At 42.9% G+C, this 26,949-nt stretch carries 21 protein-coding genes; 3 read left to right on the forward strand and 18 right to left on the reverse strand.

The window, feature by feature from the left end:
- Positions 1–13 precede the first annotated feature (13 nt).
- The 8 genes from BMW45_RS23790 to BMW45_RS23825 form a co-directional block, all read right to left on the reverse strand.
- Positions 14–1,066 (reverse strand): oligogalacturonate lyase family protein, encoded by a 1,053-nt coding sequence (locus BMW45_RS23790; RefSeq protein WP_092249809.1) that lies wholly within the window; start codon positions 1,064–1,066, stop codon positions 14–16.
- Positions 1,067–1,142: 76 nt separating this feature from the next.
- On the reverse strand, positions 1,143–2,738 hold the full coding sequence (locus BMW45_RS23795; RefSeq protein ID WP_166433465.1) for an extracellular solute-binding protein: 1,596 nt from the start codon (positions 2,736–2,738) through the stop codon (positions 1,143–1,145).
- Positions 2,739–2,809: 71 nt separating this feature from the next.
- A complete protein-coding gene (locus BMW45_RS23800; protein ID WP_092249815.1) occupies positions 2,810–3,712 on the reverse strand; it encodes a carbohydrate ABC transporter permease in 903 nt (300 codons plus the stop codon).
- A gap of 18 nt (positions 3,713–3,730) precedes the next feature.
- A complete protein-coding gene (locus BMW45_RS23805; RefSeq protein ID WP_092249818.1) occupies positions 3,731–4,666 on the reverse strand; it encodes an ABC transporter permease in 936 nt (311 codons plus the stop codon).
- A 300-nt stretch (positions 4,667–4,966) separates the two neighbouring features.
- The gene (locus tag BMW45_RS23810) at positions 4,967–5,326 is read right to left on the reverse strand and encodes a molecular chaperone Hsp90 (RefSeq protein ID WP_092251171.1); all 360 of its coding nucleotides are present in this window, start codon (positions 5,324–5,326) and stop codon (positions 4,967–4,969) included.
- 76 nt (positions 5,327–5,402) lie between these two features.
- Complete coding sequence (locus BMW45_RS23815; RefSeq protein WP_092249821.1) at positions 5,403–6,152, reverse strand: GNAT family N-acetyltransferase; 750 nt, start codon at positions 6,150–6,152, stop codon at positions 5,403–5,405.
- A gap of 20 nt (positions 6,153–6,172) precedes the next feature.
- Complete coding sequence (locus BMW45_RS23820; protein WP_092249824.1) at positions 6,173–7,399, reverse strand: Zn-dependent hydrolase; 1,227 nt, start codon at positions 7,397–7,399, stop codon at positions 6,173–6,175.
- Between the two features lie 199 nt (positions 7,400–7,598).
- Positions 7,599–13,340, reverse strand: a complete 5,742-nt coding sequence (locus BMW45_RS23825; RefSeq protein WP_092249827.1) for a polysaccharide lyase family 8 super-sandwich domain-containing protein — start codon at positions 13,338–13,340, stop codon at positions 7,599–7,601.
- A 645-nt stretch (positions 13,341–13,985) separates the two neighbouring features.
- Between BMW45_RS23825 and eam the strand changes: the two genes are divergently transcribed.
- Positions 13,986–15,248, forward strand: coding sequence for a glutamate 2,3-aminomutase (gene eam, locus BMW45_RS23830; RefSeq protein ID WP_092249830.1), 1,263 nt, complete (start codon positions 13,986–13,988; stop codon positions 15,246–15,248).
- Positions 15,249–15,431: 183 nt separating this feature from the next.
- Here eam and BMW45_RS23835 read toward each other — a convergent pair whose 3' ends face one another.
- Positions 15,432–15,734 (reverse strand): ArsR/SmtB family transcription factor, encoded by a 303-nt coding sequence (locus BMW45_RS23835; protein WP_092251172.1) that lies wholly within the window; start codon positions 15,732–15,734, stop codon positions 15,432–15,434.
- Between the two features lie 98 nt (positions 15,735–15,832).
- A complete protein-coding gene (locus tag BMW45_RS23840) occupies positions 15,833–17,077 on the reverse strand; it encodes an MFS transporter (protein WP_092249833.1) in 1,245 nt (414 codons plus the stop codon).
- Between the two features lie 257 nt (positions 17,078–17,334).
- Between BMW45_RS23840 and BMW45_RS23845 the strand changes: the two genes are divergently transcribed.
- Positions 17,335–18,357, forward strand: a complete 1,023-nt coding sequence (locus BMW45_RS23845) for an AI-2E family transporter (RefSeq protein ID WP_092249836.1) — start codon at positions 17,335–17,337, stop codon at positions 18,355–18,357.
- 59 nt (positions 18,358–18,416) lie between these two features.
- Here BMW45_RS23845 and dcd read toward each other — a convergent pair whose 3' ends face one another.
- Positions 18,417–18,950, reverse strand: a complete 534-nt coding sequence (dcd, locus tag BMW45_RS23850; protein WP_092249838.1) for a dCTP deaminase — start codon at positions 18,948–18,950, stop codon at positions 18,417–18,419.
- Between the two features lie 19 nt (positions 18,951–18,969).
- Positions 18,970–20,532, reverse strand: coding sequence for an LCP family protein (locus tag BMW45_RS23855; protein ID WP_092249841.1), 1,563 nt, complete (start codon positions 20,530–20,532; stop codon positions 18,970–18,972).
- Between the two features lie 163 nt (positions 20,533–20,695).
- On the opposite strand from BMW45_RS23855, the gene BMW45_RS29205 reads away from it, so the two are divergent.
- A complete protein-coding gene (locus BMW45_RS29205) occupies positions 20,696–20,830 on the forward strand; it encodes a hypothetical protein (RefSeq protein ID WP_416388668.1) in 135 nt (44 codons plus the stop codon).
- 125 nt (positions 20,831–20,955) lie between these two features.
- Here the strand turns inward: BMW45_RS29205 and BMW45_RS23860 are convergent, their stop codons facing one another.
- The 6 genes from BMW45_RS23860 to BMW45_RS23885 form a co-directional block, all read right to left on the reverse strand.
- Positions 20,956–21,813: a Cof-type HAD-IIB family hydrolase gene (locus BMW45_RS23860; protein WP_092249844.1), complete on the reverse strand. Its 858-nt coding sequence runs from the start codon at positions 21,811–21,813 to the stop codon at positions 20,956–20,958.
- Entirely contained in the window at positions 21,791–22,549 is a 759-nt protein-coding gene (locus BMW45_RS23865) for a glycerophosphodiester phosphodiesterase (protein ID WP_092249847.1), read from the reverse strand. The genes BMW45_RS23860 and BMW45_RS23865 overlap by 23 nt, the downstream gene beginning before the upstream one ends.
- A gap of 21 nt (positions 22,550–22,570) precedes the next feature.
- Complete coding sequence (locus BMW45_RS23870) at positions 22,571–23,965, reverse strand: ABC transporter substrate-binding protein (protein WP_092249850.1); 1,395 nt, start codon at positions 23,963–23,965, stop codon at positions 22,571–22,573.
- 75 nt (positions 23,966–24,040) lie between these two features.
- A complete protein-coding gene (locus tag BMW45_RS23875; RefSeq protein ID WP_092249853.1) occupies positions 24,041–24,949 on the reverse strand; it encodes a carbohydrate ABC transporter permease in 909 nt (302 codons plus the stop codon).
- Positions 24,949–25,815: a carbohydrate ABC transporter permease gene (locus BMW45_RS23880; protein ID WP_092249856.1), complete on the reverse strand. Its 867-nt coding sequence runs from the start codon at positions 25,813–25,815 to the stop codon at positions 24,949–24,951. Before BMW45_RS23880 ends, BMW45_RS23875 begins: the two co-directional genes overlap by 1 nt.
- Before the next feature lie 11 nt (positions 25,816–25,826).
- Positions 25,827–26,927, reverse strand: coding sequence for an ABC transporter ATP-binding protein (locus BMW45_RS23885; RefSeq protein WP_092249858.1), 1,101 nt, complete (start codon positions 26,925–26,927; stop codon positions 25,827–25,829).
- Positions 26,928–26,949: the final 22 nt, after the last annotated feature.

The following is a 26,949-nucleotide window of genomic DNA, read 5'->3' on the forward strand; positions in this document are numbered from 1 at the left end:
TCTCATTTCTCTTTTACTTTTCAGGTAAATCCACAATGGCAACACAGGTATTTCCGGCTTCGTTTAACATGGTGAAGCATAGCTTCTTCCCATCGGGGCTGAATACCGGATGGGGGTGGCAGGGATGGACCCAATTGGTTTCCGCCCTGACCAGGGGAATTTCCATCTCCATGGCCTGGTCAATTAAGACCACATCGCTGAATTTTCCGGGGACCTGGGTATCGGCAGCCAGCCGATTCCCGTCAGGCGATACGCCTACATGCCAGTACTTGCCTCCGGAAGCCACTGAGCGGGTCTTATGTGTCTCCCTGTCGATATACCATACTCCTCTTGGTTCTATGGTCGCAGATATGTATTTAACAAAATATAAACCTTTTCCATCAGGACTCCACATCTCATGGCCGCAGCATTCCCCATTGTTCCCGTCCTGATCCAGGCGCTGCCGGAAGATATTCTCTGTCTTGCCGTTTATTACGTCCGTCATCCAAAGGCGGTTGGTGATATAACAGCAATGGCCTTCATGACAGAAGAACATGTGGTTCGGATCCACAGGGCTTGGCATACAGTGGGATATTTCGTTAAAGGGCGGCGGGAATGATTGGCGGTGAAACTCCTCATGGCTCCCTGTCAGTAAGTTTATCCTGCCAATGGAATAGCTGCCGTCCTCGTATTTCCAGCAAGCCGCCCCGAACTGTCCGTCATTGGTTATGGAAATGGGTCCGACCAGAGGATACGGCGCCTCCCATAATATTGATGTGGTTCCCGTGCTGATTTCCGTTGCCAGATACCGGTCCCCCTCTACATGATATAATTTTCCGTTCCTCACCGTAAAATCCGTCCCGACCCCGCCTTCACAAAGCAGCCTCTCTTCTCCTGACTCCAGATTCGTCCACACATAGGAACAACTGCTGTCTTTTAGGCTGGGCAGCCTGGCTGTCACTACCGCCTGGTTCCCATCCCAGCAATTGGACGTCACATAGCAGTGGGCAACATTCTTCCCTTCTTCATTTAAGGTCCTGTATTCCGTCCCAAAGGTATCGCATCGTTTCATTCTAAAATCTGCCATAGGTTTACCTCCTCTTATACACAGGAAATGCCAGCGACTGCAACAGCCACTGGCATTTCCTGTTAGCTGATCGTAATTATTTGAACAAATCTTTATTTTTCTCGTACCATTCTTGGCGTTCTTTCATCACATCGTCAAATCCCAGGCCTTTTTTCTCGCTCTCGATTTCGGTAATACCTTCTGCAACGGAATAGCTGGGATCGCTTATCATCTTAGCTTCAATGGAATTCTGGATAGAGAAGAAATCGCTGTTATATTTGCTGGACAGCTCGGATGCCGGCAGATATGGGATATCCCTTCTGAACTTATTCTTCGTAGCCGTATCAAGCCCAAGGGTGCGCAGTTTGGCATATTCCTGGGACAGTTCGTCCTGTGCACTGGTGATTTCGATGTATTTGCCGATATCGTCAATAACTTCACCTGATACAATGGCGTATTCCGTCGCATAGTTCAGTTCTCTCTTATTCTTTTCCACGTCGATCTTCTGAGGAATGCCGTCTACCATTTTATAATGTACGCCTTCCGTACCGTAAGTAGGGCCTTTCCAGCCTTCCTTAAGCATCCAGTCGATGAATTCCAAACATGCTTCCGGATCTTTTGCATTGCGGTTCATGCAGATTATTTTATTTGCAGGCGGTTCCTGGTAAAGTCCTCCCTTTCCTTCCGGTCCTGCAACAGGTTCCAGAGGGATGAACACGGCTTCCGGAACATTCTTTTTCAGCTCCCTCCACTCAGACTCCATGTTGTAACCAGACAACCAGATACCGGCCTTACCTGTAACCACCAGTTCACGCTGACGCTCAAAGTTGGTATCGGTGATGTATTCCGGATCAATGATGCCTTCGTTGTACATCTTCTTCAACATGTCAAAACACTGTGCATATTCGTCCGTACCTACCCAATCTTTAAGCTGGCCATCAATGACTTCCATATTCCCGTCCGGCTGCCCGAACAGGGTCTTCATAATGGAAAGGAAGTTGTAATTAAAGGAAAGCCCGAAGGTATCATCCACCCCATTTTTATCCGGGTCATTCTTTGTGAATTTATAAGCCACATCATACAGTTCATTCGTGGTGGTCGGTGTCTGAAGCCCTAAATTGTCCAGCCAGTCCTGGCGGATCCAGATGCCGTGGTTAGCCACGCCTAAAGGCGTCCTGGCTGATGTCATTGCATACATCTTGCCGTCATCTCCAGTCAGATAAGGGACCAGCTCCGGATGTTTTTCCAGATATGCCTTATATTCTGTGCTGTATTGCTCTATGTACTCATCCACGGGCTGGATGACGCCTTGCTGGATCAGGCTGTCCATAAATGTCTTACCGAATTCCCACACCAGATCCGGAGCAGAATCACTGGCAAACAAAGCGTTGATCTTTGCTACGGACTCGGTACGGGGCACCGGTATCCAGTTTACCTTTACCGGGCTGTTCTCATTGATCCAGTTCACCCATCGGTTGTCTTCCATGGTACCTTCTTCTGCGGGACATTGGCCTCGTTCCAAAATCGAGATGGAAATCTCCTTTTTCCCTGAGCCTTCGGCCTGCTTCGTGGTTTTGCCTCCTGCGGCCCCGGTCCCTCCTGTTGTGGCGCTGCCACCGCCAGAGCAGCCAGCCATTGCCGCTCCTGCTGCCATTGTAACCGCCAGTGCCAAAGCTGTTAATTTTTTATTCATAGCTTCTCCCATCCGCCGCATCTGCGGCATTTATTTTTGTTTTATTTGGACGCATGATTCTCCTTTAAAACCTAACCCTTGACCGAACCTATCATGGCTCCCTTTACAAAATACTTTTGAAGAAATGGATACACACAGATGATTGGCAGGGTAACCACCATGATAGATGCCGCTTTAAAGGTTTCCGCAGCTACTGTGGACTGAACCAATCCTTCACTGCTGCTGACTTCAATCATCTTAGCCGTATCCAGCATCTGCTTTAATTTCACCATCATAGGGAATTTGGTGGTAGAGCTTAGGTACAGCATGGGATTGAAATAATTATTCCACCAACCCACGGCATAGAAAAGCACCATTGTTGCAATCACCGGTTTGGATACCGGAAGGATCACCCGGCATAAGATCGTAGGCTCATTGGCGCCGTCAATGGCTGCCGCTTCCGATAAACTTTCGGGTACACCCTCAAAAAATGTCTTCATTACGATCAGGTTATAAGTGCTGATTAATCCCATCAACCACAACCCTGTATAGGTATTCATCAGTTTCAACGATTTAATCAGTACGAAATTAGGAATCATGCCGCCGGAAAACAGCATGGTGAATACGATCATTCCTACAAATATCTTCCGCCCCCTTAAGTTTCTTTTGGAAAGGGAATACGCTGCTAATGTGGTAGTCACAAGGTTCAGGAATGTCCCTACTACCGTAAGCAGGATGGTATTCTTCATGGATGCAAAAATCTGCCCGTCCAGCAGCAGCTGGTTATAAGCCTCCACATTGAATTCCACCGGCCACAGCACTACTTCTCCGGCTCCCACAGCCCGGCTGGAACTGAAGGATACGGCCAATACATAGAGGAAGGGATACAACGCACAGATGGTAAATAAGGTCAGGACCACATAGACCACCGCCAGGAATATCCTTTCTTCCAGGGACTTCTTAACTTTAACTGCTTTTTTAACCTGTTTTGCCATTACAATACCTCCTCTCCTCTACCATAAGCCTTCGCCGTTGATTTTCTTTGATATCCGGTTGGTGGTGTATACTAAGATGCAGCTTACCGCCGACTGGAACAGACCGATTGCTGTTGTATAACTGTACTGGGCGCCTTCGATACCGACCCGGTACACATAAGTGCTGATTACCTCCGATACATCGCGGACCGCAGGGTTCATCATGACGTATACCTGTTCAAATCCTACATCCATCATGGAGCCCATCCGTAAGATCAGCATGACTACGATGGTGCTCTTTAAGCAGGGGAGGGTCACATAACGGATCTGTTTCAACTTGCCTGCACCGTCTATGCGGGCCGCCTCATAAAGCTGTGGGTCGATTCCGGTGATGGCTGCCAGATAAATGATGGTTCCCCATCCGGCTCCCTGCCAGATACCGGAGATGATGAAGGTAATGGGCCACCAGAACCTGCTGCCCATGAAGTAGATAGGCTGGATTCCAAATACATTTTTCAGTATATGATTGATAATGCCAGAACTGGGTGAGAGAAGTCCAATTAAGATTCCTCCCAGTACCACCCAGGACATGAAGTGAGGCAGATACATGATGCTCTGGGTCACCTTCTTAAAGGTCCTGCCCTTCACCTCATTTAAGAATATTGCCAGGATAATGGGCACCGGAAACCCGAACAAAACGCTTCCTGCATTCAGCAGCAAAGTATTTCTCAAAATCATATAGAAATTCTTGCCTGTAAATAATCGCTTGAAATGTTCAAGACCGACCCATTCACTTTCAAAAAATCCGGTGGAAAATTTAAAGTTTTGGAACGCCATAATTGTTCCGAGCATGGGAAGATACTTAAAAATGACAAAATAGGCCATAATTGGGGTCAAAAAAATATACAGCCATTTATCCCGTCGAATATCCTTGATTAATGGCCTTTTGCTCTCTTTTTTTGATGTGTTTTTCATCAATATGTATATTTCTCCTTTCTTTTTATTCTTTATTTTGTTCTTTTTATCAGATTTGTTATTGCCTTATGGAATCATTATAGCTAATATACGCATATTTGTATCTGCTTATATCGCCATAAAGTATGCGTATATACCCATTTTGGTCAAACTATCCAACTGACTGGGATTTTTTATTGAAACTCATATACAAAGTGACTATATCATCCTACCTTTAATCCCTTTGTTTTCAATAAAAAAGGGCACCAATCATTTCTGATTGATGCTCTGTAATGTGTACTGATTTTTAATTTTATTTTCTTATTTAAGAAGGATATCTTTCTTATCAAGAATCGCTGCTACAGCAGCACAAGCCGGGCAATCACAATATTTCTCTCCGGCAGACTTGATTTCAATTGCATGTGCCGCGATATGCTTCGCAGTGTCCGCACCAAAAACCTGAATTCCAGCATCAGATTCTGCAAAGCCGATTAAACTGTCAATAGGCATTATATCTGCCTCAAGCTCATCAATATATTTTTTGGTTTCTGCGGCTTCCCTATCAGTTCCAATAGCGGCCAACCAATTCTGAGCTGCTTCTTTTGCCTCACTGCTACATGATGGAGCACTTACTAATTCGTTTGTTTTTTCAACAACATAATTTAATATATCCTTGTCCATATTGTATGCCTTCTTTCTTTGAATTTTTCTATATTTTACCATAGTTCCTTTACCTTTGCAATTCAAAGTTGGTTGTTCATTTTTTGAGTATTCTCTCTAAGTATGCGGCATCTAACAAATTCACTGTCTCAAAATTCCCTTTATAAAACACACCCCAGTTATTGAAAACACAAGGCAATTCCTTTGCTTTTTGCAGCGTATCCACTTGAATTAAGGATACAGGAATGTCATTTGTATCACAATGTTTTTTTATCATCTCAATGTTTTGACAGACATAGGGACATTGCATATCATAATAAATTGTTAGTTCTTTGCTTTCGATTTCTTGGTTTTTAACCTGTTGTGCAAACTTTGGCATTGTTCCGTCAAAAGAGAGTGCAAGCAATTCATATCCATGATCGGTAGTATCAACAACCTCAAAACCAAACTTCTTTGCAAATGATTGGTCAGAAAGCCAGGCTTTTTGCTTATTTGCTCCAAGCATACAAACGCCGGATTTTCCCTTTTCTTTCGCATCAGACAAGCAATATTCCATCAGCGATTTCCCATACCCTTGTCCTTTGGCACTGCCAGATACCCATAAGCAATACACATAATAATAGTTGTCGCCAGTTATGGGAACCCAAGCAGTTTCAAGAGGAGCATATTCTATAAAAACTGTGGCCTTTGCATTTGACTTTCTAAAGACATGACCTTCATTTAATCGCTCTGAAAGCCATTTCCGCTTTGCGTCAATGCCTTGATGGGGCTTTTTACTGCGGATAATGCAGCATAAATGCTCATTGGCAAGATTTTCTGTTGTTAAGTTTACAAAATCAGTATTCATATGCGCCCTCGCTTTACGATCTAATTCTTATCAACATGCAATATCGTATTTAAAAGTATATTCGCCCCTTTTAAACAGCTTTCTACCGGAGTATATTCTATCTCACAATGGCTATGCCCTCCCACACTTGGCACGAATATCATGGTGGTGGGAACCAAATCTATAGCAAACTGCGCATCATGACCAGGGCCGCTGTATATTCTACGATTGGAATAGCCGCATTCCTGTGCACTTAATTCCACATAGTCAACCAGTTCGGTAGTAAAGCTCACGGTCTTACGTGCCCATGCTTCCTCATAACTCACTTCGCATTGCTCCACAACGCTTGGAATTTTTTTGATAACTTCAAGTACCTGCTTGATCACTGCGGAATCCTGATGTCTCGCATCCAGGGTGAATTTCACTTCATCCGGTATTATGGTGTGAATATTCGGATGGGCAGAAAACTTTCCCGTGGTATAAACCAGCTTGCCATCTAACTGGTCCAGCTCATCATGGAGATATTGAATGGTTTTGACTGCAGCATAAAGGGCATCCTTACGGTATTTCATAGGTGTTGTTCCTGCATGGCCAGCCTGTCCGGTAAAGGTAAATTCGTAATTGATCATACCGCAGACGCCTTCTACCACTCCTATATCGATCCCTTCTGCTTCTAATACCGGGCCCTGTTCAATGTGAAGTTCCACCAAAGCCTTTGTTTTGGACGGATCCAGCCGGTTTTCTTCCTTTCCTTTAAATCCGCTTTTATCCAAAGCCTCTCCGAACGTATACCCTGGAATGTCTTTTGCCTGCGAGGCCAGCATGGTTTCCTTGTTAAATTTTCCACAAACAACACCGGAAGACATCATTGCCGGTTCAAACCTGGCACCTTCTTCATTGGTCCATACTATAACCGTAATCGGATGCCTGTGAGGTATTTTTTCCTTTACAATGGTTTCTGCCACCTCCATTGCTGTTAGGACACCGAGAATCCCATCATAATTGCCGCCCTGGCGTACGGAATCCATATGGGAACCTGATACAATGGCAGGTAAATCTTCTGTTCCGGCAATGGTTGCATATATATTTGCCATATCGTCGGTTACAATGGAAGCACCGATTGCCTCCATGCGTTTCACGAATTCTTTTCTTGCGGCTAAGGCTTCATCTGATAAGGAAAATCTGGTAATCCCACCCTTTCCTGTATCTCCAAACCTGCTGAAGGTCTTAATCTTATCTTCCATTCTTTCAAAATTGCACTGAATCATGTTACATACCTCCTTTTATGTATCACACATGCTGTCGTTTTTTATTCATATCATTGGTTAAGTATACCATAATTGCATAGTCTTAGTCCAATGACTTTATAATTTTTCTACGTAATCCTTTCCAGTAAGAACTGGATACAAAAATGGATGCTGCGTAACTAACATTCGTTAGCAAAGCAGCATCCATTGATTTAATTAATTATTGATTCCATACTCCATTATTGTCAACCAGCCAGCCATCTGGAGTCTCACCATTCATGTATAACGATCCACGCGGGCGTGAGTAACCTTCTGGCTTTTTATATTCCCATTTCTCCTGATTCAGTGCCCAGCCGGATGAACCTTCTGCTTGTGTGGTTAAATAATACCATTTCCCATCTATGCAATTCCAGCCTTCTGCCATGACTCCGGATGAATCCAGATAATACCAGGAACCGTCCATCTGATCAAAGACCCAACCTGTCTGCATGGCTCCATCTGAGCTCAGCCAATACCATTTTCCATCGACCAGAAGCCAGCCTGTTGCCATATTGCTCTTATCATTGAAATAGTACCACTTTCCGTTCACTTTTTTCCAGACAGAACCTATGTTCGATTCAGAGTTTCTATCTCTGTCCTGGCTTCCCTCTCCGTCCAGATTAGTTTTCCGGAATTCACCTGTAATATAGGTATCCTGCAGGAGCGGAAACTCATATTTTCCGTTTTTGTCCGGAGACACTGTCTTTCCGTTAACAGATAGACGTTTTAAACGATATCCAATATCAGGAACCGTCTTTACAATTACTTTTGTTCCCTTTTTTCCTTCAGAGAGATTGGCAGTAATGCTGCCTCCTTCCAGACTGTCATCTATGGACACTTGAAAGTGTTCTTCTTCTCCTGTGGTACTGTTAATTATTAAGGTCACTGTTCCGTTATCCGTTAACACAAATGATATTTTATCTGTTTTGTGATTCCAATAAATGGGTAATTGTCTGGTTTCTCCACCTGACCCCTTAAATGTCGCAGTAATGGAACTGCTGTCCTTTCCCTGATCAGGAATGTCCATCCACACTTTCACCGGAGCATTTAACGATATAGGCTTTCTATTTCCATACTTATCCTCCAGCTGAAGCTGAAGCCCGAAGGATTTTCGGAATTCTTCTTCTGTTTCCGATACATTGCCGTCTGTGACCGACATAATTGCAGTACGGATTTCCTGATCATCTTCCTCATCTTCAAAGATCCAGAAAGCGGTTGAGGGAGATGCCTTGCTTGCATTGGAGGCAGTCGCTCTTACTGCACTGGAAGGAGTTGCACTGTTTCCTGTGATTTTAATGGGTATGCTTAACGCAGCCCCTGCAATCTGAATACCAGTAATTTCTGTTTCAGTGGAATCCACTCTGCTGTCTATCATGCAGTCATTTGCAGCCATCGCAGCCTTATACAGTTCTTCTAATGCGATCAATTGATCCATTAAATACGTTGCCAATTCCTCATTCGAAACGGCAGTTAAGGCATTGACTGCTGACCTGATGGCTTTTTGTACCTTGTAATCACTGTAATCATCGTTGCTTATCGCCTCTTTTACTGCATCTTCAATAAGAGACTGGACTTTTTGAATGTTTTTCGGTAATTCTGGTCCCACTTTTCCACCCAAAGATACAAAGGCCTGAAGCTTTATCCCATTTTCCAGTTCAGCAGTCACGTTTAACCGGCTGCTCTCTTCAAAATCATCAATATCAAGAAAGCCCCCTTCATCGATGCCGGTACCTGATTCTAAAGACTTATCTCCTGTGACCTTCCAGGTAATATTCCCTGCATCATTGGTGTAATCATTGACTGCAAAGGTCATACTTTGTCCGGGAGCAAGAGTAACGGCCTGCGGATACAGGGAAGCCGCCAGCTGCATTGTTGCATAAGAATTGGAGCCGTTGGTTCCTTTTGCCTGAATGGTAAGCTTTGCTCCGTATTCTGTCAGCTCTGCCTTTACGTTCTCGTCTGATGATAGAATTTCTGTCACAGGTTTATTTATTTCGATTACAATAGTACCTGTATTTTTCATCGTAGGATCAGAGGCTGAGACAGTTAGAATTCCATTCTCATCTTCTTTTGCCATGAAAGATGAAGCACCTTTTATGGAGAAGTCACCAATTTTTGAAGCAGCATCTGTCCATACATTGGCTCCAAGTATATTTTCGGATCTGTCGTAAACAGCCTGCATCTGTGAAGTGTTTGCCAAGACCGTGATTTGTGGTTCCCTGGAATACTGTTCGGTTTCTTCAGCGGTCATTCCTGGAAGAAGAACATACTCGTATGTGGCATCTTCAGGATTCTTTCCATGGTCAAACCACATTTCCAGATAGTTCTCTTCCGCTTTTCCATTTGATGTTCCAACCATTGACCAGTTTCCGGCATTCCTTGCTTTTCTTACCGATATGGTTTGAGAACCGGCAGGGAAATAATAACCGATATCGCTTCCGTCCGTATTCCCTTCCAAATGAGCCCATGAAACATCAGAAAGCGTAGTTCCTGACACATCCACTTTTCCGTCTACAATATCTTCTAAGGATGCGGACTCAGTCATAAGATCTTTTGGCTCTCCGTTGATGATCAGCGCATTGTCGCCATCCTGTCTTAAACGCCTGTTTTCAATAATGCTTTCCACCGGATATACTTCTCCGGAATTAGATATGCCGGCTCCAAGACATACGATCTGTTCCCCAAGCATAAACCAGGATTTCTTAGTAGACAGATTAGGGGAATACATCACGGCAGGAGAACCTTCTCCCTCTTTGACCCGAACTTCTCCTGTTAAAGACATTCCGTTTATTCCGTCATTTTCTATGCTGCTGCCTCCGACCCAGGATTCCCTTGAACGGAAATCTCCGCCTTGGGCAAAGCCTGAGCTGTCCGGCTGACCGTTACCGATATTCTTGGAAACGAGAGTAGTTCCCGCCAACCGGAGGGGATTTACAGTGTTCCAGAAATTTTCTGTATACTGCATGGTATCCTGATTGTATAAGTAGGTCATACCGCTTCCCTGATGCCAGCCATAACGGTTTTCATGATTCATGATTTCCGTATTCTGAATACGTTCTGAATACATGGATAGAGCCATCAGGAACTTGTCTGTCCGGTGAATGGCCCGGTCCATGAGAGGCAGATTTTTATGTATCGGAGCAATGGATGAGGTAATAGAATCATCTCCCTGAATTTCCAGGGCCTTTTCTTTTATCGATATATACTCTGCTCCGCTTAAGATTTTTATAAATCCGGGATCAATCTCCATCCAGGCTTTTAATGAACTTTTTAATTCTTCCTGTACTTCAGGAGAAACGGAATCCATAAGCTGGATCATTAGAATCATTGCTTCTCTTCCTGAATCCCGGTTACTGCCGGCAGGTCTTGATACAGAACGTCCTTTCAGAGAATCCAGCATCAGACCATCATACATTCCATTCAAAAACCCTTCTTTCAAATAGAACTCCAAGTTTTCCTGCACTTCTCTGGGATATTCCCAAGGTGTTCCGGCAAATAGAGGCGGCATTCCTGCCCCGCCTTTCAGGAACTCAATTCCGTAGGACCCTAAATATGGCACATGGGAATGGTCAAGATAAGAACCATCTGCATAGAAACCGCTGGTGTAGCCCTGATCCGCAATTTTGGTACTGTCTTTTAAGCTCTGGATTATAAATGTCTCCGAAGAAGCTTTTTGAGCCATGTAAACAAGTTCATTATCTTCTCTGATAATTCCCAGTCCCAAGGCGGTCCTGGAACAGTCAATGATATTGGCTCCCTGTGCCGTCCGGTATCCCTGAGCATGGGTGCTTCCGGTTCCAATGATGCCTTCATGATATGGATCCGGCTGAAAGAAATAAAGTCCCTCGGTATAAAGGCTGATTTCTTCCTCTGTCAGCTGGTCATATATAAGGACCAGTATTGGAATAAGGTCTTTGGGAACGCCGATTTCCCACGTCCACCAGTTATCTGTCTGGGTCTTTGGTGAGTAACATTGGGAACACAGATAGTTCATGATCTGTTTTATGTCCTTTATCAGCTCATCATTTTGGTAATAAAGGTTCCCCTTTGCTGCATATGCCTTTGCCATTGCCAGCACCTTTTTAAAAGCCGGACGAAACTCTACCGCATCATTCTCATAGGGAATCTCCGGGTTACCCTCAGCTCCTTCATCCTTAAGCCAGGGGATTCCGGCACAGGAATCCTGTCCTTTATAAGCATACGCTTCCCATGCAGTTTTTGCCTGGGCCTGAATGTCGTCAAGGATCACTCTGCCTCCATCAAGTTCAGTTAAATCATTTCCGATGAGAGAATCTTTCCACCGTTTGCGGATTGTCTCGTAATCTTCCGGTTCTGTCTGGGGTAGATTTGCCGGATCTTCATATAGGACTGTTACATTCCACTTTTTTTGTTTTCCGTTTTCATCAGTTGCCAGTACAGTGACATTTCCTTTTTCGTTTGCTGTCAGCAATGCGTCTTCACCGGAAAGCTTTTTAACAGAAGCGATGTGACTTCCATCAGCATCTCCGGCTTTTCTTGTTCCATCTGTTTCGCCTTCTAACAACTCTCTCTTAATCTTACTACTTCCTGCATTGCGTACATAATTTCCGTCGGGCTTTGGTATTTTAACTTCCCAACGAATGCTGCCGGATAATTCAGCCGGTTTTTCAATCCGTCCGTCTTCTCCTCTTACCAACACAATCTCATCTCCTGTTATTGCTTCAGCTGCCTTTCCTTCAATCGTCAGAACCACTGGCTCAGATCCCATTTCGGAAGCATCGAATTTAAGGAAAATATTAGAGCCAAAAGAGGAATCTGCCAATGCCTTTTGGTTTGAATTTGTTAATATGCCTTTTCCCCGGGTTTCCAGTGTTACCTCCAGATAATCATCGGTTTGATTCTCAGGCTTTGCTATATTTAGCGTTATATTACCATTAGAAGGATCTTTTTTTATGGTAAGTGACATACTCTCATTCATAGTTAAGGGCACTACCTGATTATCCAGTCTGATGCTGTCGGAAGACCACTTGTTTACAGATACAAGCCCTTCTGTAATACTGGAAGCAGCCTGTATCTGAGGTGTATTAATTAGTAGCCTTGCATCAGTTCTGTACAGACTTGCATTTGGATAATCAGCGGTTGTTTTCCCCGCAACCATGGTATACTGGTAGGTCTCTCCAGGAGCAATAAAAAACTCGGCTAACTGAGGCTTATCAGACCCTTTCGTGTTTAGCCGATAATATACGTTAGATTTAGTCAGGGTGGATCCTGTCTCCCCGTCTCCAAATACATAAGACCATTGCAGGTCCGTTTTGTTATCCAAGTCAGACGCGTTTAGCCAGTTTCTCTGATGGCTCCCTTTCGTCGGTGTATTAATGAGGGAACTCCACTCATTTGTACTTGCTGACAGTACATTCCGGTATCCGTTGTTGGGATTTGTCAATGCCAGCTTTGTATCTTTTAAAACCGGAATATTATCTACAACGGTTATGAGCTGCCCGCTGCTTCCTGTTTGAGCCTTGAGGCCTGCTCCGGCACAAAGGATTTCGTCACCGAATAAAAACCATGATTTAACGCCATGAACCTCATTACCCAGCTTTACTCCTTGTACACCGTAAGTTTCCGAAAGTGACTTCATTGACAGTTCTGTTGTAATTTCACCCCCTCGAAATTGGTTTCCCCCTTCCCAGAACATGGTTGTTCCTGGTATCAGTTCTTCATTCATGGTATTCCATGCCAAAGTCGTATCACTGTATTTAGATAGTGACAGACTTCCCCCTCCCACTGTAGGATTAATGGACGCAGCATAATGCCGTGTGTTTAATAATTCTGATCCGGATATTACTGGTAATGTCTGTCCGGCAGCTGGAACTGTCATGACCATCTGCATTGCCAGACACATGCTTGTCACCCGCTTCCACTGGTTCCTAATCTTTTGCTTCACACAAAATTCCTCCTTTTTTATTAAAATAATTATATTAGTGATCTTGAACCTATTGGTAAGTTGTCCCACCTTTACCATAAAAACAGTCAGAGATATAATATAAAAATTTATTTAATTATATGGAATTTTTTTACTATAATAAATGAACTATTTTAAAAATAATTGTAATATTTTAATGTTTTTAATAATTATAAATTTAATTTTATAATATTTTTGTAAAAGATGTATTATTTGCGGAAAAGGTAACTGTATAAAAATCTAATTTATTATTTGAATACATTATAAAAATGAAATATAATCTTGAGTTTTATGGAATTGGTTTATTCATACGGTTGACGAAGCAACAACTTTACTGGTATAATTGAGTTGTTGCTTTACCTAATCTGACATTATAATCCATCATCATATCTTAAATTTATGAATACCAATAACGTTTCATTTTCCAACAAGCAAAAGCCTTTTTAAGCTGCCTGGCGGAAAAACCACATGTAGTATCCAATCATCCCGCAGAAATACAATTAAGTAAAATTTAAACATGCCGCTGATTGTTTCGTAAAAGGAAAGAAGCTTTCGTTTTTCGATGCAAAAATCTCCATAGGAAGTTAGTTTTTTACGGAGTGAATAATATATGTAAGGAGAAATTATATGGGAATAAGCAAAAAACAACAGGTATCAATTGAAAGAGCAGAAGAATTAAAGGGGCGGATCGAAGATTTTTTAGAGGCACGCAAGAGAATTCCAAAAGGGATGGATTTAGAGAAAGAATTTATTAAGAGGAAAACCAGAATATTAGAGGTACTGGATGCCACAGAAGAAAATTGGAATGATTACCAATGGCAGTTAACTCATAGAATAACGGATGTTGAAACTTTAAGTAAAATCATTTTCTTAAGCGAAACAGAAAAAATGCGCATTAAAAAGGTTGAGAAAAAATTCAGATGGGCGGTTTCTCCCTATTATTTAAGCCTGGCAGATCCAGATGATAGATATGATCCTATACGGTTATTATCAATTCCAACCTATAAAGAATTGGAGGATACCTGCATGGATCTTGATCCCATGGGGGAAGAATTTACAAATCCGGCAGGCTGCATTACAAGACGATATCCAGACCGGTTAATTATTAATGTGACCAATGAATGTGCCATGTACTGCAGGCACTGTCAGAGAAGAAGGAATATCGGGGAGGAAGATGCTCATCGATCCCGCAGCATGATCCTGGAGTCCATTGATTATATAAGGGAAAATGAAGAAATCAGGGATGTATTAATCACCGGCGGAGATGCCCTGTGTCTTTCTGATGAGTACCTTGAGTGGATAATAAAGCAGCTGAAAGAGATCCCTCATGTTGATTACATCCGCCTGGGAACCAGAAGCCTGGTAACCATGCCTCAAAGGATCACAGATCAATTATGTTCCATGCTGAAAAAATATCATCCGATCTATATAAACACGCATTTCAATCATCCCATAGAAATTACGAAAGAATCAAAAGCGGCTTGTGAAAAACTGGCTGATTCCGGGATCGTTCTGGGAAACCAGGCCGTATTGCTGAATGGAATCAATAATGATAAGTACATCATGCGGTTGCTCAACCATGAGCTGCTCAAATGCAGGGTAAGGCCTTATTACATCTTTCATGCAAAACATGTTCAGGGAACCGCTCATTTTAATACCTCCATTGAAGACGGTATAGAGATCATGGAATACTTACGAGGCTACACTTCGGGTATGGCGATCCCCACATTTATAGTAAATGCTCCCAAGGGATTGGGAAAAACGCCTATCTTTCCCAATTACATTGTATCCCGGGGACCAGGCTATGTTCAATTAAGAACCTGGGAAGGAAATATCGTTAAATACGAAGACCATGAAACAAAGGATATCCGGAATTATCTTGAATCCTGAGTGAACTGATATATGTCAGGCAAGATTTCAAAGCCTGATGAATTTCCTGCCATACTGTTAATAATCCTATGCGGAATGATTATAGGAAAAGCATAGATTGAATACCGGACAAGATGACGTGTTTGTTAGTTTCTTGTTCGGCATTCAATCTATGCTTTTTCGTTTTAAAATTAGGTGATATATTTAACAACAATTATTTGGCTCATTGGGGATTACCAATGTTATATCATTTATAAGCTTTTTCACATGTTCTATCCCGGACTCACTGATTGAATAATGCATCCATTTCCCATCTTTACGCCCTACTACTATCCCGGACTCACAAAGAATTTTCATATGGTGGGACAAGGTTGACTGGGTAATATCCAGTTTTTCCAGCAATTCGCAGGCGCACTTTTCTCCGTCTTGTAATAACTCTAATATTGCAAGTCTTTGTTCATCACAGAACGCTTTGAAGATTTTAGCAGTTTTCTTGTGTTTATCCATAATCACTCCACACATTCATATATATCAATTTGATGTCATTATATACTCCTATTTAAATTTGTCAATATTTTTATATGATTCTAATCTAACAGCTGTATTTAATCTTCTATCTTATTATCATTTAGTTTTGCATCACAATTTCTTATGGAAGGTATGGCCAGACATAAAAATGAGGCAAATAAAACCAGTGCTCCTGCAATCAGAAACCACTTCTCCACCCCATATTTCTCTGCAAAAACTCCGGAAACAGAAAGTCCTATTGGGCCGCTTATTAAGCGGATACTGCTAGATAATGATATTATCCGCCCTAAATACTTCGCTTCAAAGTTGCTTTGCAGCAATGGTGTATACATTCCCCAATAAAATGGGCCGGATATTCCCATTAACCAGGAGCATATTGCAAATATTAAAAAACCGTCACGCGGCAAGAACCCAGAGACAAACAGGCTAAAACTCATTAACAGAAAAGAACCGATTATGGTATAAATTCTATTTTTAGTTCCTCCCCATCTGCCCAATATCAAAGAGCCAATCAGCAGCCCAATGGAAAATACAATTTCAGTAACACTTGCATTTGTGCTGGTACCATGAAAATATGACATACTCATCAGCGGAAATAATGCACTGGTCGGCATCATTGCTAAAGTGTAAAGAGTGCCTATTAAAACCAGGCCCAGCATTCCTTTTTTGGTACGAAGTATTTTAAAACCTTCCTTTGCCTCTTCTATAATATGTATCTTCCCTTTGCTTTCATTATGATTTAATTCCGGGATTACTGATATCACAAGCATGAATACTGCAATTATTGCTCCAATAACATCAAGGAAGATGATACTGCTTAAGCTCCATGACTGATAGAGAACTGCCGCTAACGCAGGGCTAAATAATTGAGAAACAGATTCTAATGCCTGTGAGTATCCGGAACAACGTGTCAGTTGATCTTCCGGTACAATCTGAGGCGTCACTGCCTGAAGGCAAGGCGTATGAAAAGCAGATCCTATGGAACGAATCAGCAAAACCAATAAAATCAGTTCTGTGGATAAAACGCCCATCTTCCCCGCAATAACCATGATAAAACTGGCCGCAGCAATGAATAAATCTGAGACTGCCATAATCATCTTTCTATTATAACGGTCAATGAACACACCTATGAAAGGGCCTAAGATTCCTTGCGGCAGGAATCCCATCATCATTGCGGCAGATAAAACCAAAGCGGAACCGGTTTTATCTGTCAAATGCCATACAATCGCAAACTGAAGGACAGAACTTGAAAATTGAGAAAATGCCTGGCCTGCCCATATAGTATAAAAATTTCGTTTCCAATTTGTTATAGATACATTCATAATATTCCCCCAAATTTAGTAGCTAAGAAAACATTATAAGTTTCATATCGATAAATGTCAATATATAAAACTGTTATATGTTATAAATAAGATTTTAACACCATGGTGCTGTTAAGAAGTCATTATAGATTTTAAAATTTGTGTCCAGGTATTTTCAAAGTTTTATTCTTATACTATAATTGGAACACAGGCCTAAATTCGACATAAATAGCACATAATTTATAAATACATGTTTTTAGGTTAGAAAGGTAAACAGAATGGAAAAGTTTGATGGAATTATCAATAATACACTTGTAAAAAAGATCTTAAGTATCGTATTGCTGGTTTTGTTTATGTATTTCTTTCGAGGCATGTTGAATCAGCTTTTACTTATTTTTATAGTTACATTTATTTTGGGTCAGCTTCAAAAATTTATTTATGATAAAGTAAATTCCCGTATGAAAATCAGCCGTAAACTGATTACTATTTTTATGTACATTATAATTGTGTTGTTTTTCACGATATCCGGTATTGTCTATATTCCAAAGGTTACCCAGCAGCTATTTGATATCATCGGTTTGATTTCAACCTTTGATTTGAGCCAGGTTCAGTCAAAATTCGACATTAATCTGATGAATATCATTCCAGAGGATCAGATCGACGCTTATATCCGGTTAGCGGAAAACCATCTTTTGGGGTTTGTTGCTACTGCAGGTACTTTTAGTATCAATTTGTTAATGTCATTCTTGATAAGCTTTCTTTTCTTACTGGAGAAGGACGAAATCGTTACGTTTTTTGGACACATGGAACAGAGCAAAGTTTCCTTTCTGTATGAATACTTTAAGTTCTATGGGAAAAAGTTTTTAAATTCTTTCGGTAAAGTAATAGAATTGCAGATTGTTATTGCATGCATTAACTCTTTTCTGTCTGTGCTGGCCCTGACAATTATGGGATTTCCGCAGACATTGGGGCTTGGAGCCATGATTTTTATACTGGGACTGATTCCTGTTGCCGGGGTGATCATATCCATGATTCCCCTTACAATTATCGCATTTAACATTGGAGGCGCCATAAAAATCGTTGAAGTTATTGTGATGATTGCTGTTCTTCATTCTTTGGAAACCTATGTGTTGAACCCTAAATTAATGTCTGCAAAAACAAAGATTCCCGTATTTTTGGTATTTATTATTCTAATGGTGAGCGAACATTATATTGGAGTCTGGGGTCTGCTTTTTGGCATTCCGCTGTTCATGTTTTTCCTGGATATTTTAGATATTAAAGTAGGGATAAATAATCGCTAGAAAGTAAAAAAGAGATCAAGGCCGCCGATAAGTTCGGCTGGCCTTGGTCTCCTTTTTCGTTACAAATCCATATCCATAAAAACTTTAGAAGCCGTTGCACCCTTTTGACCCTGATATTTTCCGTTGTACGGATTTAAAGCATGATCATCTAATTGTGCAAAAACAAGCTGTCCTACACGGCGGCCTGCACATAGCTCGATCGCACATCTGTTTGCGTTAAAAAGTTCTAATGTGATTTCACCTTTAAATCCCGGATCCACCCAGCCTGCATTTTGAATAAACAGCCCCAGCCTTCCCAAGGAACTGCGGCCTTCCACAAAGGCCGTCAGATTATCTGGCAAAGAGAAATATTCCATGGTGGTAGCAAGTACAAACTGTCCGGGCAGAAGCAAATACCGATCCGTTTCAATGGTTTTATATCGAATTTCATCATTTAAGGAAATAATCCCATTGCTTGAATCCTCTACGACACAAAATGTATTCCCAAGTCTGATGTCTACGCTGGCAGGCTGGATCTGGTGCTTTTCCATTGGTGATATCGTCAGCGTTTTATCCTCTAGCATCCGAAGAATTGTTTTATCAGATAAAATCATAAAATAATTTCCTTTCTCCTTATACTCCAGGACCGATCTCTCCGCCAGATCCCGGACCTTCCTGTACTCCCGGATTTTCTTCGGTTTCTTTTTCCGGCTTTGTTTCTTTTTCCGGCTTCGTTTCCTTTTCCGGCTTCGTTTCCTTTTCCGTTTCTTTCTCCGGTTTCTTCTCTTCCTTTGTTTCCTTTATATTGGCCCCAGGCCCAATCAGGCTTCCGTCATCGTTGGTGGGAACTTCCGTCCTCTCCTGCTCGGTTGTTTCCGGAATCACTTCTTTCGTGCTTTCTGCAGTGGTCTCTTTCACACTTTCTTCAGTGGCAGCTTCCGTTTGTGCAGGAGCGGTATCTTTTGATGACGAAGTATCTTTTTTCTTGCTTCCTGAACTTCCGCCGGATGGAGCATTCTTTCCAGGATCTTTCATGCCGCTTTCCTGGGCGATCTTGTCGCTGATCTTTTTCACCGTTGATGATGGCGAATAATCAGCCTTATTATAAAGAAACTGGTGAAGCTGGCTGACGTTACTCTCTAATGTGGTAGGGATAACACAATCCATTCTGCCGATCTTCATGGTAGTGCGTGAAAATGGGAAACCGTTTGTTTCTCCTATGTGATATTTATTGATTCCTTTGGCTATGGACAGAACATCATTCATGCCAACGCTGGTAGATACCTGCGGGAATACGGTAGAAACCAGGGTGCTTAATGTTCCAAAATCAGCATTTTTCGCTTTTTCCATTGCAAGACTTATCACCTTGCGCTGGCGCTCAGTCCGGTTAAAATCCGTATCCATGAGACGGAGTCTGGAATAGGCCACAGCTTGTACGCCATCTAAATGGTTCATTCCTGCTTTTTTTAACTGATAAGAGCCGATTCCGGTGGAATTAACAGTTTCCGTAATAAAACCATTGATATAGGCGAATTCTGAATCTGTAATTTCCAAATCGACCCCGCCCAGAATGTTAATGGCATCAGCAACAGCTTTCCAGTTAAAGGTAGCATAATCGTCAATGTTAAGATCCAGATTCTCATTTAGAGCATCCACTGCCTGTTTATGGCCGCCTTTAAAATAGGCCTCATTAATCTTGTGATAGGTTCCTTTGCTGTCAATCTTTAAATATGTATCCCTGAAAACCGATACCAGTTTTATCTCACCGGTAGCCTTATCGATATTGCAGATCATCTCCACATCGGACAGAGCTCCCTTTTCAAGCTTTCCGTCCCGGGAATCAACGCCAAAAACGGCAATGGTCCAATAACCTTTCTGATGGGTGCGCTGTTTGAACAGAAAAAATACGCCAAACAGTACCAGCGCCAAAATTACAAGCTCCATTAATATGACTCGCTGCTTGTGTTTTCGTTTCCGTTTTTTATTCGCTTTATGTTTGGCGCCGTTTTGCGGTCCATTATATCGTACACGCGGGTTTCTTCCGTCACCTGTACTATAATAGGTTCTATCTCCTCTTACCGTCTGCGGCTGGCGTTTTTTCTCTGTCGGAGGAGTTTTATCTGCGCTCCTCGTCCTTTTACTGCCCTCCCGGCTTTTGCGGTCCCGCATACGGTCTAATTCATCCTCATAATCCATGATCGAGTAATCAATCCTTTCCAATATTTTCTTTGGCAGATCCCATCTATTCTATCAGAAATATGCCTATGATATCTTGCTTTTCTCTTAATTTTATCAGTCAATCAGCTATTTATTGTAACACAAAATAGTTACCTTGACCACTATAAAAAAATTATGATGGATGATAGAAGAACTGCACCAGCCATCTAATGCTCAACTGCTCCTGAAAAGTATTGTTGAAACAATAAAAGCAACTGCACCGGTTTTGGCTGAGGTTGTTAAGCAGGGTGTTCGTGAGGGGATTTACAACATTTGACAAAACAGTTTTGCCTGGTTGAACTACGGCCAATGGCCGTAACGCAGCCAGGTTTATTTGTACCTGTAATCTGGGGACTAAAAGAAAGAGAATAAGATTTGATATATTTAAGATTGGTAAAAGAATCAATAATTTGTGGCTGCTTCCGAAAGGATCAAAGAATCTATGGCGACAGCAACCCCATCTTCATCATTATTTCTGGTTATGAGTCGTGCGCTGCGCTTTATCACTTCCGAGGCATTGCCCATGGCTATGGCATATCCAAGAGGAAGGCTGAGCATGGAAAGGTCATTTTCACTGTCTCCAATGGCAAGGATTTCCCTGGAATGGATGTTGGCGCTTGCCGCATATTCCATCAGGACAGATCCCTTTTGCGCACCTATGTGAGTCAGTTCCAGATTGGAGGGGGCTGATGAAGCAACTGAGATTCCTTCTTCTTTTTCCAGAGCGCAGCGAATCTGCATTAAGACCTCCGGGTTTTCATGGACAACAGACATTTTATATATCTCCCATGAAGATCCAAGCAGCACTACTTCTGTTGTAAATTGAAACCGTTTTACAATGGTCTCATAGGTATGCTCATCGGAAACCATGGGAAGAAAAATCTTATCCTCAAAGCTTTTCCGAAAATCTTCCATGGAGGAGGTGGTGTAACTTCCCTCTTCTGTCATAAAATCATAAAGAACTGAAAACGGCCGGCAAATATCAAGAATGCGGCTTACCTGGCCTTTTAACAGCGGTTGTTTTCGCAGCTGTCTTCCATAACTGTCAAAAACGGCCGCACCGTTCATACAGATAATATCACAGGAAATTCCAGCTTCCTTTAGGGGGCTGTAGGCATCGGCAAAGTTTCTGCCGGTGCAGACAACAAAACCGATGTTCTTCCGCTTAAGAGCCTCAATGGCGGCAATATTTAAGGAGGAAACCTTTCCATATCGGTTTAAAAGAGTTCCATCCATGTCAGATGCTACTAATCGTATCATGTGATTTTCCTTTCTTGTTTACAATTTCTTTTGCAATATCAGGGTAATTGGTTATGATTGCTTCAATTTCCTGCTCTGCAAGGTATTCCATCATGTTTTTATCATTCACGGTCCAGACATGAAGAGGAAGCTTCTTTTTTCCTGCTTCCTTAATCAGTTTTTTAGACCGGAGGTGGTTGAGAGACGGATGAAGTGCATCTGCCCCTATTAATTTTGCGTATCCTGGAACGTTAATGAAACCATCTGAAAAAAGAAGTCCGGTTAATGCTTTGGGATTTAATTTCTTCACCTTCACAATGCTGGGGTGATGGAAGGAGGAATAGATGACCCGTTCCTCCAACCCAGCTTTTTTCACCTGTGCTAATGCTTCCTTCTCAATTCCTTTGTAGCGGAAGACTCCTGTCTTCAGCTCAATATTAACAGTGAGATCAAAAGGCTTTACAAGCTCCAATACTTCGATCAGTTCAGGAATGACTGAGGTGCCAAATTCCGGCTGGATTTTGCTGCAGCGAAACCTTTTAAGTTCTTCCATGGTGAAATCTTTTACATAACCGGTGCCATCACAGGTGCGGTCAATGGTCTCATCGTGTATTACAGCCAGTTTTCCATCCTTTGTCATCTGTATATCCAGTTCAATTCCGTCTGCATTCTGCCTGATGGCCAGTTCAAAAGCCTCCAGTGTATTTTCCGGCGCATAAGCGGAAGCGCCTCTGTGAGCCCAAACTTTTGTTCTCATCTGTCAATATCCTCTCTGAATTTAATTGTTAATAAGATTATAGTCTTCAATGGACTTATTAATGCTTTCTGCCATCTTACCAACTGCATCTTCCGGGGTCCCCTTGTTGTTGATCATGTTCTCGATCTCTGTCTCCACGATCTGCCTTGCTTCAGGGAATACACTGAGAAGCGCTCCGGCGGACTGAGGGGTGGAATCATGAAGCTGATCAATGGCTGTTTTAAACTGAGGGTATTGTGCAATATTATCTTTGAACACAGCTTCATTGTGAGCGGCAACCGTAACAGGAAAATAACCGGTCTGGGAATTCCAGTAGGCCTGACTTTCCGGGGAAACAAGGAATTTCACAAATTCCCATACAGCCTGCTGCTTTGCCGGATCCTCATTATTTAGTGCCCATAAAGAACCTCCGCCAATGGAAACGCCGCCTTTATCATCGTCGCTCACCTTTGGAAAATATGCAGTTCCTACTTCGAATTTGCCATTCACATCATTTAATATCTGTTTTAAAGATGCGGTGGAGCCCAGAGTCATAGCCGCTTTGCCTGCACTGAAGTCAGCAAGCCCTGCATCACCGCCACGTCCGACATTAGGAGCATAGCCCTTATCCGATAAGTCCTTCCATGCTGCTAAGGTCTTGACACCGGCTCCGTTTTTATCGAAATCTACAGCCGTTGCCGCTTCTTCTCTTCCGTTTCCATTGTCGGCGTACTGAGCCTGCTGCTTGCAGGTGAACTGCTCAAAGAACCAGCCATAAATACCTAAGGATATTACCTCTCCTGCTCCGCCCTTTCCAATAAGATCATCGCCGACTTTTTCAATTCCCGGAAGGCTGTCAGGAATTTCCGTGATGCCGGCTTTCGTAAAGATGTCTTTATTATAATAGAGAATCGGGGTAGAGGAATTAAAAGGCATGGAATACAAACTTCCATTTACGGTGTAATAAGCTGCAATGTTTGGTTCTACCTGAGTTAAATCCCAATGGTCCTCATTAATCAGCTCCTGCATGGGAATGACCCAGCCGGAATCGATCATGAAACGGGTACCGATGTCATAAATCTGGACCAGATCAGCGCCCATATTGCCGATCTGAGCACTTTTCAGCTTGTTGATAGCATCGTCATAGCTGCCTTGATACTGAGCTTCTACGGTAATGCCGGAAGTGTTTTCCTTATTGAATTTCGTTACTAGAGTATCGATGGCTTCTCCGTTTACACCCCCCATAGAATGCCAGAAGGTTATGGTGGTGCTTGCCGGGCTGCCAGAGCTTTCAGCAGTCTGGGCGGCAGTCGTCTGAGCTTCCACAGCGGTCGAATCGGCGCTGCTCGTTTCTGTTCCTGTCTGCCTGGCGCAGCCGGACAATGCTCCTGCTGCCATCATGACTGCCATACTCATGGCAAGTGCTCTTTTCTTCATCTTCTTTCCTCCAAATTTTATTTTTTATATTGAAGTCCGATTTGCCTGGTGGGCTCGCCGGACGTCTGAACCAGGTCAGCCTTTGACTGCTCCTGAGAACATACCACGGATCAACTGTCTCTGCCCTGCAATGAAAACAGAGATAGATGGAATGATGATCATGACAACACCTGCGATCATCATGGAAATGGACTGGGAGTCCACGCTGTCCAGCATGCCGATTCCAATCTGAACCGTTCTCATGCGGTCAGAGCCGGTAACAAGTAGAGGCCACATATACATGTTCCAGGCATTGATAAAGGTATAGACTGCCATGGCCCCAATTGCTGATTTGGTAAGAGGAATCAGGATGCTGTAAATAAATCTTAAGTTGGAACAACCGTCAATTCTTGCTGACTCATATAAGGATACAGGAAAAGATTTATAAAACTGCCGGAATAGAAAAATGCCCATGGCTGAGGTAAGATAAGGAATAATTAGCACCTTATAGCTGTCAAGCCATTGTAACCCGCTTACGGTCAAATAATTAGAGATGATGGTGGCCTCTCCCGGGATCATCATGGTTGCCATGACAATCATGAACAGCAGATTTTTTCCCTTAAAGTCCAGAAAGGAAAAAGAAAATGCCGCCAGGGAACAGGATAAGATCTGTCCGAATGTGATACAGCCTGCCACAAAAAAGGAATTGACAATAAACCGGTTTAAAGGGATTTTAACCATGGCTTGACGAAAGTTCTCAAGGGTCGGATTCCCTGGGATTAAGTTCATATCAGTTGTGAACAGTTCACTGGAAGGCATGAATGCAATGCTCACCGCATACAAGAGCGGAAGCAAAACAAAGACGGACACGGCCAGGTTTATGATTACAAGAGCCAGCTTACCCGCCCTTCTGCGGAAAAGGGCCTTCTGATTGGCAGACTGTTTCAGTTTTTCCAGCTCCTCCCGGTTCATATCTTTGGAGGCTGCGGTGATAATGGATTCCATCAATAGCTTACCCCCTTCTTTTCTAAGCGGAACATGCATAAGGTGAGGATCATGATGATTAGGAACAACAGCACGGACTGAGCGGCTGCGCTCCCGAAGCGGTAGTTAAAAAAGGCATCACGGTAAATGGAGTAAACGATCAAATTGGTAGATTCTCCGGGCCCGCCCTGAGTCAGGACCTTGACCTGGCCAAAGGACTGGAATGCCTGAATGATATTGACCACCAGGGTGTAAAACATGATAGGGCTTAAGCCAGGGAGTGTCAGGAAGAAAAATCTCTGAACGGCATTTGCTCCATCCACAGAGGCTCTTTCATAAATGGTCTCATCAATGTTGCTGAGCCCGGCGCTGAAATAAAGAAAGTTGATTCCGCTGTTCAGCCAGGCGGTCAGCAGGGCGACACAGACCAGGGCATACTTGGGATCACTGATCCAGTTGATATGGAATCCCAGGATCTTATTAACAATTCCGATGGAAGGATGAAGCATGATTTTAAATATCATGGCAGCGGAACTGGAAGCAATGGCCATTGGAAGTGCGTAAGCAGTGCTGAAGATCCGGATCCCGGGAAAGGTTTTGCTGCAAAGAACTGCGGCAACGAGCCCTAAAAGCATGCTCACTAATACGACAATTATGACAAATACTGCGGTTACCAGAAGGCTGTTGAAAAAAGACGGGGAATTTAAAAGGTCCGTATAGTTTAAAAGACCTACAAAAAGCTTGGCCTGGCCCATTTTATTGGTTTTATATAGACTTAAATATATCGTTTTGAAAAACGGGAAAAACAGGAATACAGCAAATACTGCCATTGCCGGGACCATATAGGCATAAGGCCCTGCTTTCTTTACAATTGTTCTTAGGTTCATAAGAAGGCTCCTTAAACGTATAAAATATTTTGCTCTGTATCCATATCGAACAGCTTGATTCGGTCCATATCCGCATAAACCGGTAAACGGTCGCCGGATTCTGCTTTAACATTGGGACTTAACCGTACACATATCTCCTCCCTGCTAATTCGGCCATGGAAAAGTATTTCCGCCCCAAGGACTTCTTTCATATCCACATCCATAAGAAGCTTCTGCTCTTCTGGTCCTTCTTCATGGAAATCTTCAGGCCGGATCCCCAGGTACACACGCCTTCCCACATAACCGCCTTCCACCAGCCGCTTTGCGCAGATTTCATTGGCAAAGAGTTTGTTATTGCCAAATTCCAGGCAGATCTTCTCTTCTCTCCGCTCTACCCAGACAGGCAGGAAGTTCATGGAGGGGGAACCGATAAAGCCTGCCACAAATTTATTGACCGGATTCTGGTAAATGTCATTTGGAGCTGCAGCCTGCTGGATCACCCCGCTGTTCATGACTACGATCCTGGTGCCAAGGGTCATTGCCTCCACCTGGTCATGGGTAACGTAAATGATGGTTGCACCCAGTTCCCTGTGAATTTTAGCAAGCTCTACACGCATCTGTGCCCGCAGCTTTGCATCCAGATTGGATAGAGGTTCGTCCATCAGATATGCCTTAGGCTGGCGGACAATAACGCTTCCGATGGCAACCCGCTGTTTCTGCCCTCCAGATAAGGCAGAAGGCTTCCGGTCAAGCAAGTGGCTGATATGAAGGATTTCCGCTGCGCGGCCGACTCGTTTCTCTATTTCTTCCTTCGGGACTTTATGTACTTTTAAGCCGAAGGCCATATTCTGGTAGACCGTTAAGTGGGGATAAAGAGCGTAAGACTGGAATACCATGGATAAGTCCCTGCTTTGGGGGCTTGTCATATTCATAAGCTGTCCGTCTATCCACAACTCACCGGAAGAAATTTCTTCAAGCCCTGCTATCATGCGAAGTGTCGTAGACTTCCCGCAGCCGGATGGTCCGACCAGGATCAAAAATTCCCTGTCTTTAATATCAAGATTAAAATCCTTTACAACGGTGAGGCCGTTTTTATAGGTTTTGCACACATTTACAAAAGACAAACTTGCCATAGATCACGATTCCTTTCTGTAT

The organism is Lacrimispora sphenoides (assembly GCF_900105215.1).
Taxonomy (GTDB): domain Bacteria; phylum Bacillota; class Clostridia; order Lachnospirales; family Lachnospiraceae; genus Lacrimispora; species Lacrimispora sphenoides_A.

What these genes read in the sequence shown, in the direction of transcription:
- BMW45_RS23820 (WP_092249824.1), bottom strand. Translation starts at nt 7,399, where the DNA reads ATGATTCAGTGCAATTTTGAAAGAATGGAAGATAAGATTAAGACCTTC.
- BMW45_RS23875 (WP_092249853.1), bottom strand. Translation starts at nt 24,949, where the DNA reads ATGGAATCCATTATCACCGCAGCCTCCAAAGATATGAACCGGGAGGAG.
- BMW45_RS29205 (WP_416388668.1), top strand. Translation starts at nt 20,696, where the DNA reads ATGATAGAAGAACTGCACCAGCCATCTAATGCTCAACTGCTCCTGAAA.
- BMW45_RS23810 (WP_092251171.1), bottom strand. Translation starts at nt 5,326, where the DNA reads ATGGACAAGGATATATTAAATTATGTTGTTGAAAAAACAAACGAATTA.
- BMW45_RS23800 (WP_092249815.1), bottom strand. Translation starts at nt 3,712, where the DNA reads ATGGCAAAACAGGTTAAAAAAGCAGTTAAAGTTAAGAAGTCCCTGGAA.
- BMW45_RS23840 (WP_092249833.1), bottom strand. Translation starts at nt 17,077, where the DNA reads ATGAATGTATCTATAACAAATTGGAAACGAAATTTTTATACTATATGG.
- BMW45_RS23880 (WP_092249856.1), bottom strand. Translation starts at nt 25,815, where the DNA reads ATGAACCTAAGAACAATTGTAAAGAAAGCAGGGCCTTATGCCTATATG.
- BMW45_RS23835 (WP_092251172.1), bottom strand. Translation starts at nt 15,734, where the DNA reads ATGGATAAACACAAGAAAACTGCTAAAATCTTCAAAGCGTTCTGTGAT.
- BMW45_RS23805 (WP_092249818.1), bottom strand. Translation starts at nt 4,666, where the DNA reads ATGAAAAACACATCAAAAAAAGAGAGCAAAAGGCCATTAATCAAGGAT.
- BMW45_RS23885 (WP_092249858.1), bottom strand. Translation starts at nt 26,927, where the DNA reads ATGGCAAGTTTGTCTTTTGTAAATGTGTGCAAAACCTATAAAAACGGC.
- BMW45_RS23860 (WP_092249844.1), bottom strand. Translation starts at nt 21,813, where the DNA reads ATGATACGATTAGTAGCATCTGACATGGATGGAACTCTTTTAAACCGA.
- BMW45_RS23790 (WP_092249809.1), bottom strand. Translation starts at nt 1,066, where the DNA reads ATGGCAGATTTTAGAATGAAACGATGCGATACCTTTGGGACGGAATAC.
- BMW45_RS23795 (WP_166433465.1), bottom strand. Translation starts at nt 2,738, where the DNA reads ATGAATAAAAAATTAACAGCTTTGGCACTGGCGGTTACAATGGCAGCA.
- eam (WP_092249830.1), top strand. Translation starts at nt 13,986, where the DNA reads ATGGGAATAAGCAAAAAACAACAGGTATCAATTGAAAGAGCAGAAGAA.
- BMW45_RS23865 (WP_092249847.1), bottom strand. Translation starts at nt 22,549, where the DNA reads ATGAGAACAAAAGTTTGGGCTCACAGAGGCGCTTCCGCTTATGCGCCG.
- BMW45_RS23855 (WP_092249841.1), bottom strand. Translation starts at nt 20,532, where the DNA reads ATGGATTATGAGGATGAATTAGACCGTATGCGGGACCGCAAAAGCCGG.
- BMW45_RS23870 (WP_092249850.1), bottom strand. Translation starts at nt 23,965, where the DNA reads ATGAAGAAAAGAGCACTTGCCATGAGTATGGCAGTCATGATGGCAGCA.
- BMW45_RS23815 (WP_092249821.1), bottom strand. Translation starts at nt 6,152, where the DNA reads ATGAATACTGATTTTGTAAACTTAACAACAGAAAATCTTGCCAATGAG.
- BMW45_RS23845 (WP_092249836.1), top strand. Translation starts at nt 17,335, where the DNA reads ATGGAAAAGTTTGATGGAATTATCAATAATACACTTGTAAAAAAGATC.
- dcd (WP_092249838.1), bottom strand. Translation starts at nt 18,950, where the DNA reads ATGATTTTATCTGATAAAACAATTCTTCGGATGCTAGAGGATAAAACG.